This is a genomic window from Sporosarcina sp. Y352 (assembly GCF_056786535.1).
Genome location: NZ_JBXCJE010000007.1, coordinates 94,056 through 106,234, shown reverse-complemented (window position 1 = coordinate 106,234; position 12,179 = coordinate 94,056). Strand labels below are relative to the sequence as shown.

General features: G+C 43.4%; 9 protein-coding genes. All 9 read left to right on the top strand.

Features of this window, described 5'->3' with window-relative positions; all coding sequences use genetic code 11:
* The first annotated feature begins 875 nt into the window (after positions 1-875).
* The 9 genes from AC1TO6_RS13450 (at position 876) to AC1TO6_RS13410 (ending at position 12,176) form a co-directional block, all read left to right on the top strand.
* Positions 876-1,922 (top strand): sulfate ABC transporter substrate-binding protein, encoded by a 1,047-nt coding sequence (locus tag AC1TO6_RS13450; RefSeq protein ID WP_482102120.1) that lies wholly within the window; start codon positions 876-878, stop codon positions 1,920-1,922.
* A 76-nt stretch (positions 1,923-1,998) separates the two neighbouring features.
* Entirely contained in the window at positions 1,999-2,832 is an 834-nt protein-coding gene (gene cysT, locus AC1TO6_RS13445; RefSeq protein WP_482102119.1) for a sulfate ABC transporter permease subunit CysT, read from the top strand.
* A gap of 29 nt (positions 2,833-2,861) precedes the next feature.
* Complete coding sequence (gene cysW, locus AC1TO6_RS13440; protein WP_482102196.1) at positions 2,862-3,707, top strand: sulfate ABC transporter permease subunit CysW; 846 nt, start codon at positions 2,862-2,864, stop codon at positions 3,705-3,707.
* 16 nt (positions 3,708-3,723) lie between these two features.
* Complete coding sequence (locus AC1TO6_RS13435; protein WP_482102118.1) at positions 3,724-4,797, top strand: sulfate/molybdate ABC transporter ATP-binding protein; 1,074 nt, start codon at positions 3,724-3,726, stop codon at positions 4,795-4,797.
* Positions 4,798-5,667: 870 nt separating this feature from the next.
* Entirely contained in the window at positions 5,668-6,759 is a 1,092-nt protein-coding gene (locus tag AC1TO6_RS13430) for an extracellular solute-binding protein (RefSeq protein ID WP_482102117.1), read from the top strand.
* A gap of 96 nt (positions 6,760-6,855) precedes the next feature.
* Complete coding sequence (locus tag AC1TO6_RS13425; protein ID WP_482102116.1) at positions 6,856-7,926, top strand: ABC transporter ATP-binding protein; 1,071 nt, start codon at positions 6,856-6,858, stop codon at positions 7,924-7,926.
* 12 nt (positions 7,927-7,938) lie between these two features.
* On the top strand, positions 7,939-9,660 hold the full coding sequence (locus tag AC1TO6_RS13420) for an ABC transporter permease (RefSeq protein ID WP_482102115.1): 1,722 nt from the start codon (positions 7,939-7,941) through the stop codon (positions 9,658-9,660).
* A gap of 66 nt (positions 9,661-9,726) precedes the next feature.
* On the top strand, positions 9,727-11,244 hold the full coding sequence (gene argH, locus AC1TO6_RS13415) for an argininosuccinate lyase (RefSeq protein ID WP_482102114.1): 1,518 nt from the start codon (positions 9,727-9,729) through the stop codon (positions 11,242-11,244).
* Positions 11,244-12,176: an N-acetylglucosamine kinase gene (locus tag AC1TO6_RS13410; protein WP_482102113.1), complete on the top strand. Its 933-nt coding sequence runs from the start codon at positions 11,244-11,246 to the stop codon at positions 12,174-12,176. Before argH ends, AC1TO6_RS13410 begins: the two co-directional genes overlap by 1 nt.
* Positions 12,177-12,179 lie beyond the last annotated feature (3 nt).

The window sequence follows — 12,179 nt, the reverse complement described above, 5'->3', positions numbered from 1 at the left end:
GTTTTTTTTGGTTTGCTTTGGATTGAACGACTTCTATACCATTATCGAGATGTCTTAATAAGTAGGGATACGACGAAGTCGCATCCCTACTTATTTTTTCGATAATCGTATGGTGGTTGTTCATTCGTCGCTTTCCCAAAACACAGCTACAAGTAGTGCCGAAGCTTTTTGGGACGATGGAATAACTCTCTTCACACATGGAGAAAAGCGGTCAAAGATACAATTTTGACCGCTCAAGCTTTCTTCTATAGTTTCTCTATTTTTATTTTAGGGATTTGTCACTTTCATATAGAGCATCACATAATCTAAGCTAAATGTAAGCAGAGAATACTATGTACAACGTGCGAGAGTGCCCGAAATTACATCTTCGGGCACTTACACCCTTATAAAGACTCAACTATTCTTTTCTTTTAAAGAAACCGCATTTTTCACTTGAATAGTGTAGGTACGCGACAGGTAATTAATCCCAACAGGATAACCGAAAAAAGGATGGCTAGAAGTGACGAAGTCACTTCTAGCCATCCTTCCCTCACGGTAAAACTGTTGTGATTAATTCGCCGATAGCGGACCGAAAATAACCCAGTGAATTGTCAGTTTCAAGGTTTGATAAAAACTGAAAACAAAGACCAAAAGAATTGTTTTTTCTAAAAATCGCTAGACAGGAAAGAAATGATGCGCTATAATCCAATTAATCAAACAAAACATATCAAGTTACTTGGTTATTGAAAACGGCCCATGTGAATTGGTTAAACAGCATGCATATGTATCTCTTTCTGAACTTAATAGGTAACAAAAGTGGCTAATCGGTTAACCGAAGGCTCTCAACTAGTATTAAAGTTGAGAGCCTTTTTATTTTAAAAAAGGAGGTTATTGGGATGAAGAAGACGACAATCCGTTTCATGGTGGGCATCACTGCAATGGTGGGTATTTTAACAGGATGTGGTGGTACGGAGGAAGGCGGGGATCAAACAGCCTCTGCCCAAAAGAATTCAGTTGAGCTTTTAAACGTCTCATACGATCCAACGCGTGAGCTATATGAGGAATTTAATAAAGAATTTGCTGCACATTGGAAAGATGAAACCGGCCAGGAAGTGACTATTCAGCAGTCGCACGGCGGATCTGGAAAACAAGGTCGAGCGGTAATTGACGGTCTACAAGCAGATGTTGTCACACTGGCACTTGCCTACGATATTGACGAAGTCGCCGCCGCCCGTGACCTACTAGCAGAAGACTGGCAAACTAGATTGGAAAATAACTCAACACCCTACACCTCAACGATTGTTTTTCTAGTTCGAAAAGACAATCCAAAAGGGATTAAAGACTGGGATGACTTAACGAAAAAAGACGTTTCGGTCATAACACCAAATCCGAAAACGTCAGGCGGCGCACGTTGGAATTACTTGGCGGCTTGGGCATATGCGGATAAAGAATTTAATGGAGATGAAAAGAAAGTCAAAGAATTTGTCGGTGATCTCTATAAGAATGTTGAAGTACTAGATTCTGGAGCTCGTGGTTCAACGACAACTTTTGTTGAACGAGGCATTGGAGATGTCTTACTAGCTTGGGAGAATGAAGCCTTCCTAACGTTGAATGAACTTGGAAAAGGTGAATTTGAAATTGTCGTCCCGTCACTCAGTATTTTAGCGGAGCCGCCAGTTGCGGTAGTGGATAAAATCGTCAAGAAAAAAGGCACAGAAGAGGTCGCACAAGCCTATCTGGAATACTTATATACAGAAACTGGACAGGAAATTGCTGCGAAAAACTACTATCGTCCACGTGACCCAGAGGTATTGAAAAAATATGCAGATGTATTCCCAGAGATTAATCTCGTTACAATTGACGATGATTTCGGCGGATGGAAAGAAGCCCAGGAAAAACACTTTAATGACGGCGGCACCTTCGATGAAATTTACTTACAGTAGTGAATCTGCATAATGAATCCAACAAATAAATTAAAGGCATTGAACAACATTTAATTACAGAAGTGAAGGTGAAGGAATGGCGAAGAAATGGAGATTTAAGAAACATAGTATATTGCCGGGATTCGGGCTGTCTCTCGGATTCACGACGCTGTATCTCAGCTTGCTCGTTTTACTTCCGCTCTCCATGGTCTTCATTAATACATCATCAATGGGCTGGACAGATTTTTGGGCTACGGTAACAGAACCACGCGTCGTTGCATCATACAAAATAAGCTTTGGTACCGCATTTGCAGCAGCTTGCACCAATCTGGTATTCGGTGTGTTGATTGCCTGGGTACTCGTTCGCTATTCGTTCCCAGGCAAGCGCATCATTGATGGATTGGTAGATTTACCATTTGCGCTTCCTACGGCCGTTGCAGGCATCGCATTAACAACACTGTATACAGAGGATGGCTGGATTGGTCAGTTTTTATCGTTTAAAGTTGCGTTTACGCCGCTCGGTATTACGATTGCCTTAACATTTATCGGCTTGCCATTCGTCGTAAGAATGGTACAGCCGGTTCTACAAAATCTTGAAGCCGAAATGGAAGAGGCATCTGCTATTTTAGGCGCGAATCGCTTTCAAACATTTGCGAGAGTGATTGTTCCGGAAATTTTGCCAGCCGCGTTGACAGGTTTTGCTTTGGCATTTGCCCGTGCGATTGGTGAGTACGGTTCGGTTGTTTTCATAGCAGGTAATATGCCGATGAAGACTGAGATAACACCGCTCATTATTATGACAAAACTGGAACAATATGATTATGCTGGTGCGACAGCAATTGGGGCAGTCATGCTCGTATTCTCATTTGTGCTATTGCTATTTATTAACGGAGTGCAATGGTGGACAAATCGGAAATTAGTTCATAATTAGGAGGGGATTCCATGGCAGAACAAATTCAGATGCAGTTGGGTAGTAAGAATGCGAGTAAGCGGACGACAGAAGAACAGACTTGGGTTCGAATTCCACTAATTGCGATTGCGCTTGGATTCCTATTGCTATTTCTGGTATTACCGCTTGTCGCAATCTTTATAAAAGCTTTTGAAAAGGGAGCAGGCGTCTATTTAGCTGCAATTTCAGATCCTGACGCACTTTCAGCAATCAAGTTAACGTTGCTTGTCGCCATACTTACGGTGCCACTGAACGCAATTTTTGGACTTGCGGCTGCATGGGCAATTACTAAGTTTGAATTTAAAGGTAAAAGTCTTTTAATCACGCTGATTGACTTGCCATTTGCAATTTCACCGGTTATTGCAGGTCTCGTTTTCGTATTATTATTCAGTGCACATGGGTTGTTCGGTGAATTTTTATTTCAAAATGATATTAAAATTCTTTTCGCTGTTCCGGGCATTGTGCTTGCCACATTGTTCGTCACATTTCCGTTTGTCGCACGTGAACTAATCCCACTTATGCAGGCGCAAGGCTCTGCAGAAGAAGAAGCGTCCTTAACGCTGGGAGCGGGGGGAATGAAAACATTCTGGCATGTCACGTTACCGAATATAAAATGGGGATTATTATACGGCATCATACTTTGTAGTGCGCGCGCAGTCGGTGAATTCGGTGCTGTCTCGATTGTTTCGGGGCATATTCGCGGTCTTACGAATACGATGCCATTACATATTGAAATTTTGTACAATGAATATCAATTTTCGGCGGCGTTCGCTGTTGCATCGCTTATGTCCATTTTAGCAATTCTAACGCTCGTCTTGAAGAATTTCATTGAATGGAAAACAAGTAAGCAGGGATAGAAAAGGAGGTCTCTACATGAGTATTAAAATAGAAGAAGTGTCAAAAAAGTTTGGCTCGTTTGATGCGTTAAAAGATATTAACCTCGACATAAAAACTGGAGAGCTTGTGGCATTGCTTGGACCATCTGGATCAGGTAAAACGTCGCTACTGCGCATAATTGCAGGCCTTGAGGAGGCGGATCATGGTGTCGTGTTATTCGGAGAGGAAGACATGACCCATATTCGCACGACTGAACGAAAGGTTGGCTTCGTTTTTCAGCATTATGCACTGTTTAAACATATGACGGTTTTTGACAACGTGGCATACGGATTGAACGTGCGACCCAAAAAAGAACGTCCAACTAAAGTTGAGATTACTGCGAAAGTGAATGAATTGCTTGGGCTTGTGAAGTTAGACGCATTTGCTAAGCGTTATCCATCCCAATTGTCGGGGGGGCAAAGACAGCGTGTTGCATTAGCTCGAGCGCTAGCAGTGGAACCAAAAGTACTGTTGCTCGATGAACCCTTTGGCGCACTCGATGCAAAAGTACGGAAAGAACTGCGACGTTGGTTGCGCAGATTGCATGATGAATTTAATATTACGAGCATCTTTGTGACACATGATCAGGAAGAGGCGCTTGACGTAGCGGACCGGATAGTGGTTATGAATGAAGGGAAGATTGAACAAATCGGCACGCCAGAAGAAGTTTATGATCATCCAAATAGTCCATTTGTCTATGATTTTCTAGGAAATGTGAACTTGTTCCATGGGCGCTTACAAAATGGCAAGCTACTCAATGTCCATGTCGATATGGGTGCCGCTGACCTAGATAGTGCTGAAAACAAGCTGGCTGTTGGTTATGTTCGGCCACATGATGTGACGATTGAGCGAGAGGGAACAGATACGGAAGCGGTTAAAGCGAAAGTTATCCATGTACATGTCGTGGGGCGCACTGTTCAAGTTGAACTAAAACGACATGATAACGATCAATTTCTCGAAGCCGAATTGACGAAAGAGAGATACCGGGAGCTTAATGTGAAAGCCGGTGAAGATGTTTATATCAAACCGAATCAGCTGCGTGTTTTCATTCCGGAAGACTTCTCCATTTAGGTTTGCTTGCAGACCGGCACTATGTGTAGAGTATGTTTGGATCGCTTTGGATTGAACAACTTCTATACGATTATCCAATGTCTTGATAAGTAGGGATGCGACGAAGTCGCATCCCTACTTATCATTTTCGGTAATCGTATGGTGATTGTTCATCCGTCGCTCTCCAAAAGTACAGCTACAAATAGTGCCGAAGCTTTTTGGGATGAAAGAATAGATTGCTTCTCACATGGAGAAAAGCGGTCAAAGATACAATTTTGACTTCTCCAGTCTTCTACTATAGTTTCTCAATTTTTATTTTAGGGATGTGTCACCTTCTTATTAGAGCATCACTTAATCTTTGCTCAAAGTATGCAGAGAACAAAATGTACAACGTGCTCATGTGCCCGAAATTTCATCTTCGGGCACTTACACTCTTTATAGAAGATCATCTATTCTTTTCTATCATGATAACTGCATTTTTCACTTGAATAGTGTAGGAACGCGGCAGGCTAATAAACATAACAGGATAACCGAAAAGAGTGTGGCAAGAAGTGACGAAGTCACTACTTGCCACACCTGCCCCTCGGTAAAACTGTTGTGATTAATTCGCCAAAAGCGGACCGAAAATAGTCCAGTGAAAATAGCGGTTTCCAACCACTTCTCGCTATCTTTTTATGCAAATAAACGGTAATTGTATAGTTATTCCTCTTACACCTCCTATCATAACGAAACATTCACAATAGACTAATATATTTGACTGTACTGCTTTTCCAATTTAAAATTAATAAAAATGTTTCTCTTTCCGTAATCATATAGTGGTAGAACAACAGAAATAAATTATCGCTTTGGCACTATGCAACAGTTTACGATAAACAAAAGGGGGTTTTTTGATTGAAGAAAAAAAGCATCTTTTCCATGTTTCTCGTTCTGCTTCTCCTAACCATGGCTGCATGCGGCAAAGATTCGACGGAGGATGATACAAAAGAGAGTGATACAAAAGAGAACGATGAAGTGGTGAAAGACGAGGGCGGTTCAGGAAATCTCGTTATTTACACAGGGCGTGATGAAAGCGTAGTTGAGAAGGTTGTCGGGATGTTCAATGAAAAATACCCTGATATCCAAGTAGACAACTTGACGATGGGTGCGCAACAAATTCTTGAACGTGTCCGCGGTGAGAAAGCGAACCCGCAAGCTGATTTCTGGTGGGGTGGTACACAATCCGCAATGATGGTTGCTGCGGATGAAGATTTGCTTTTGCCGTTCAAGCCATCATTTGACGATGCGATTGCAGCAGAATATAAAGATGCTGAAGGTCGATGGTATGGGGAAATGCTGTTGCCAGAAGTAATTATGATTAACAGCGATGTGTTGACGCAAGAAACAGGTCCACAAGATTGGGATGATTTGTTGAAGCCTGAATGGAAAGATAAAATCGTCATCCGCGGGGTTCTTGCATCAGGAACGATGCGTACAATTTACTCATCAATGATTTATCGCCAAGGTGCGGATACGCCTGAAAAGGGGTATGAATGGCTTAGCAAATTGGATGCAAACACGAAGGATTACGCACAAGATCCGACGAACCTCTATTTGAAACTGGTACGTCAAGAAGGAACAGTTTCATTATGGAACTTGCAAGATATTTTGCTGCAAAGTAAATTGAACAACCAGCCGTTTGACTACATTTATCCGGAAAGTGGCGCGCCGATTCTTGTGGATGCGGTCGGTATTGTCAACAATGCGAAAAACGAAGCGAATGCAAAACTGTTCTATGAGTTCCTCTTTGATCCGGAGGTTCGTGCTGAACTTGCGGAAGAATTGTATCAGATCCCGACACGATCGGATATTGCCAAAGAAGATATGCCGGATTGGTATCAGGACCTTGATTTGAAGGCACTTGATATTGATTGGGAAGTAATGGCTGAAAAAGAAGCGGAATGGATGGAGTATTGGGATTCGAATATCAAAGGCAAAGGGAAATAATTGTTCGTTAACAGTTCAACCAGCAAGACCTCGGGTAATTAATCTCGAGGTCTTTCCTCTACATAGAGACTGTCTCAATTCGGAAGGGGTGACGGGATGAAGGGTGTTCGACTTACAGATATCACGAAAACATTCGGTAAAGTCCATGGCGTGAAAGAGTTAAATATCGACATACAGCCAGGCGAGTTTTTCACGTTTCTTGGTCCGAGCGGATGTGGAAAGACGACGACGTTGCGTATGATTGCAGGTTTTTATTATCCGACGGAAGGGAAAATCTTTTTTGATGAGCGTGACGTGACACGATTGCAGCCGAATAAGCGCGACATCGGCATGGTGTTTCAAAACTACGCGCTTTTTCCGCATATGACGGTCAATGAAAATATTGCTTTTGGTTTGGAAGTGAGGAAATTCTCCAAAGTGAAAATAAAGGAGAAAGTGGACGAGGTGAGGGGGCTTGTTCGGCTTGAACAGTACGGTGAGCGGAAAATTAATGAACTTTCTGGAGGTCAGCAACAACGTGTTGCATTGGCTCGAGCGCTCGTCATTAAACCGGATATATTGTTACTTGATGAACCTTTATCTAACTTGGATGCGAAGCTTCGTGAAGAGACGCGGATTGAAATCAAACGTTTGCAGGCGGAACTTGGTGTGACAACTGTCTATGTTACACATGATCAAACGGAAGCTATGGCAATGTCCGACCGGATCATGGTGATGGAGGACGGCTATGTGCAGCAAATCGGTACACCGCAAGAAATTTACAATCGGCCGGTGAATAGGTTTGTTTCAACGTTCATCGGAGAATCGAATACGATGGAAATGACCATCATGTCAATTGTAGGCGAAAAAGTTAGTGTGAAAAATGAATACGGAGTTTTGATAACGGGACTTTTGGAAAATAGTTCTCCCCTGGCCCCTATGCATATAGGGGGAAAAGTCCATGTGTCAATTCGTCCCGAATCGATCCGTCAAGGCGAGGGAGAAAATACGCTGAACGGGAAAATTACATTTGTTGAATTCACTGGACTAAGTGTCAATTATATGGTGGATATTCCAGGGATTACGCTCAAAGTGATGATCATCAATACAGGCGGAAAACTGTTGGAAATCGGGGATTCGATCCAGTTGAACATTCCGGCCCGAAGCCTTTACTTTCTTGGCGAATAGGAGGCTAATCTAATGAAGAAGCAAACAATCCAGTCGTCGCAAGATAGCTTTTGGGCTCGGATTACACGGTCGCCATCATTCATTTATATCCTAATATCACCATTATTCCTTATCTTGTTCGGCTACGTTATCTATCCGTTTTACCAGACATTCATCCAAAGTTTCGGCAGTGAAACGGGACTGAATAATTACAAACGTTTTTTTAGTTTTGAAAGTACTGCCAATCTGGAAGCGCTCTGGACGAGTGTGTATATTTCGGTCATCAGTGTCATTACTTGTGCGATTGTCGGCGTATTGATGGCGTTTTTACTGGAACGATACAACTTTCCAGGGCGGCGTATATTGTCCGTTCTCGTCCTGGTACCAATGGCTTTGCCGCCGCTTGTTGGTGTGTTATCGTTTACGTTTTTATATGGAGAAAGCGGGATTATTCCCCGCGGTCTCCAGCATATATTAAACCTAGAGCAAGTACCGTTTGCGCTGAAAGGGGTATGGGGCGTCATTGTCGTCCATACGTTTACGATGTATACGTACTTCTATTTGACCGCTTCTGCGGCAATTAAAGGGCTGGATCCGTCACTCGAAGAAGCGGCGACAAACCTTGGCGCAAGCAGACTTCGGATTTGGCGGAAAGTTATCTTGCCGATGCTGACGCCTTCGATTGTTGCTGCATCGCTTCTGGTGTTCATGATTTCAATGGCATCGTACACAGCACCGCTCATATTTGGTGTGGAGCGGACGATGACGATGCAAATTTACTTATCGCGAACCAATGGAAATCTAGATATGGCGGCGACGCAATCGACAATTTTATCGTTCGTTTCGATATCATTTTTAATCATCATGAGATGGTATCAAAACAGGCGAAATTACCAAAACTTGAGTAAAGGGATCAGTGTCCATCGTTCCGAAGTAAAGTCGAAGTTCATGAAAGTGATCGCAGTCATTCTATCATTCTCGGGTGTTGTCATCTTAATGATGCCGATTTTAACGCTAATTCTCATTTCGTTTTCTGTAGATGGCACGTGGACGATTCAAGTATTGCCGCCCGAATATACATTTGACCATTATATTTCATTATTTACAGATGAACGGACTTGGAGGCCAATTTGGAACTCCTTGCAGATGGGCTTCGTTGCCACGCTCGGAAACATTGTGTTCGGAGTTGCGGCAGCGTATGCAATGGTGCGGCTCAATTTTAAAGGAAAGACATTGCTTGATATCTTAACAATGGTTCCCTGGGCACTCCCCGGTACAGTCGTTGCGGTGAATTTGATTGCCGCTTTCAGTGAGGAAAACATTTTTGCTTTCAATCAAGTATTGATCGGGACGTTCTGGATATTGCCACTCGCTTATTTCATCCGACATTTGCCGCTCGTTTTCCGTTCTACTTCGGCGTCGTTAATGCAGATGGATCAGTCGATTGAAGAGGCTTCAAGGAGTCTTGGCGCAGGTTGGTGGATGACGTTCCGCAAAATCGTCCTGCCATTGACGTTGACGGGGATTTTAGCGGGAACATTACTCGCCTTTGTTCAAAGTATCGGGGAGTTTGTTGCGTCGATTCTTATTTATAGTACATCGACGATGCCTTTATCGGTGGCGATTTTCCAGAAGATGTATGCATTCAAATTCGGCACGGCCTGTGCGTATGGCGTGTTGCAAATTGTTTTAATTCTTATTGTATTGACGATTTCTGAGAAGTTGTCAAAAGGGACTGCGGGTTCGGCAATTTAACCTGGTGACTAACTCGAGCGCCGCAGCGGTTCAATGGAATTATCCTTAAACGAAGGGGTGTAGTCAATGATCAGGAACTTCAAAGATCGCATCAATGAACTTGAAGGGGAAGAGTTCCCGTCAAAGACCTATCGAAAAATGGTTCTGCAACCGGCTTATGATGAAGCGAAGAAATACTTCCTTAGTTCCATGATCCAAATCCATGCCGCACATTTAAAGATGTTGGAAGAGCAAGGGATTGTCAGTCCGGAAGATGCGATTGTGATTGGAAAAGCGGTCCATGCGCTGGACGTGAATTATTACAGCACTGACCATTACAATCCATTGTTTGAGGACCTGTTTTTTCGCATTGAACACGATTTAATAGAGGACGCGGGGGAAATTGCGGGTAATTTACATATTGCCCGCAGTCGGAATGATATGGGAATCGCGATTTATCGTATGACATTGCGTAAAAAACTGCTTGAACTAATGAGTGAGATGCTTGCTTTAAAAGATGCGCTGATAGAGTTTTGCGAAGAGCATATCGATACGGTCATGATTGGCTATACACACACGCAACAAGCGCAGCCGACGACGCTCGCTCATTATTTGAAGGCGGTCATTGATCAATTAGGCAGGGATTTTAAGCGCGTTCAATCGGCCTTTGGAACAGTGAACCGTAGCAGTATGGGGGCGGCGGCATTGACGACCACAGGATTTGACATCAGTCGTGAACGGATGCGAGATTTACTTGCCTTTGACGATATTATTGAAAATTCGTGGGATGCTGTTGCGGGTGCAGACTACATTACAGAATCCGCCAGTGCGGTCCAACTTTCTGCACTGAATTTGGGGCGCACGGTTCAAGATTTCCTAACATGGGCCACACAGGAGTTCAACGTTTTCACTCTAGCGAATCCGTATGTTCAAATCAGCTCAATCATGCCGCAAAAGCGTAACCCCGTTTCGATTGAACATATGCGTTCTTTGCTGTCAGCGGTCGTCGGAGATGCAAATACGGTTCTGACGATGGTTCATAACACGCCGTTCGGAGATATTGTTGATACAGAAGATGATATGCAACCATTTCTATGGAAAGCAATTGACCGCCTGATTGGTATTTACCAGTTGTTTGGCAGTGTTGTACTGACGATGCACATCAATAAGAAAAAATTGCTCGAACGGGCGGAGGGCAGTTTTGCAAATGTGACGGAGCTTGCGGATACACTTGTTCGTTCAGAAGGAATTACGTTCAGACAATCACATCACATCGTCAGTAATTGCGTGAAAGCATTGATGAATGCGGGTCAAGAATCGTTAATGAGCTTAACGTGGCAGGTAGCGAATGACCAGGCGCTTCTTATATTAAATAAAAACCTTAAAATCTCAGTAGAAGACTTCAATGCAACACTACGGCCGCAGCATTTCATAGCGATTCGGACAATTTACGGGGGACCTTCTGCAGAAACGATGAAAGCATCCCTTGAACAATCCAGGATATTTGCAAAAGATGCTATGCAATGGCTAAACGAAAAAGAACGAGCAATCCTTGATGCCGAAATTCAGTTGGAGACATTTAAAACTGACTGGAGTGAGGCATGATGGATGAAGTGATTGTAGCAATCGATGGGGGTGCTACGAAAACAGCGTTAACCGTTCGAAAAAGTACGACTACTTTACTAGATTTAAAAGGGGAAGGCACTAACTACCAGACGTCGGGCGAGGAAAAAGTGAGAGAAGTTCTCACGGGTTTATTGGCAGAAGTGCGAAAAGTACTCCCCGATTTGCAAGTGACAATCGCAGTTTTTGCAATCGCCGGTATTGATTCAATACCAGATGAGCAAATTGTACGGGGAATTGTGGAGGAAGTGATTCAAACACAGGGGCTGCGCGTAGGGAAATTGATTGTCGAAAATGATGCACAAGCTACGATGCTTGGAGCAACAAAGGGAGAACCCGGCGCCCTACTCATTTCAGGGACAGGCTCAATTGCGTTTGCACATAACGGAAAAGGTGAAATTGTCCGCTCAGGGGGGTGGGGTCACCGCGCGGGGGATGAAGGAAGTGGGTACTGGATTGGCCGTGAAATATTGCGTGCGCTTTTCAAAATGGAAGATGGAAGAGGTTCGTTTACTTCATTGAAAGAGGAAGTATTGAAAGAGTTGAAGTTAAATTCCGTTCAAGACGTTGCCGGATGGTTATTTAACCCCGATTACACTGTGGATAAAGTCGCATCGCTTTCACGTGTTCTTTTTCAGTGTGTACAGCAAGGGGACGATGTGGCAGTGGAAATCATGAAGGGAGCGGCAATGGAACTTGCTAGATTGGTTTGGTCAGTAGTGCGCAAAAGTGGCCTAGAAAACATGGAATGCACTGTATATTTGAATGGCGGCGCGCTTATCCATTCTGATAGACTCATCAATGAAATCAAAAAAGATGTAGATGCAGCGTTACCCAGGTGTACGCTTGTAGTTTCGAAAAAAGATCCGATTGAGTTTATTGTAGAGCGAGGTTGGATGGGGTTAAGTGGGTAACGG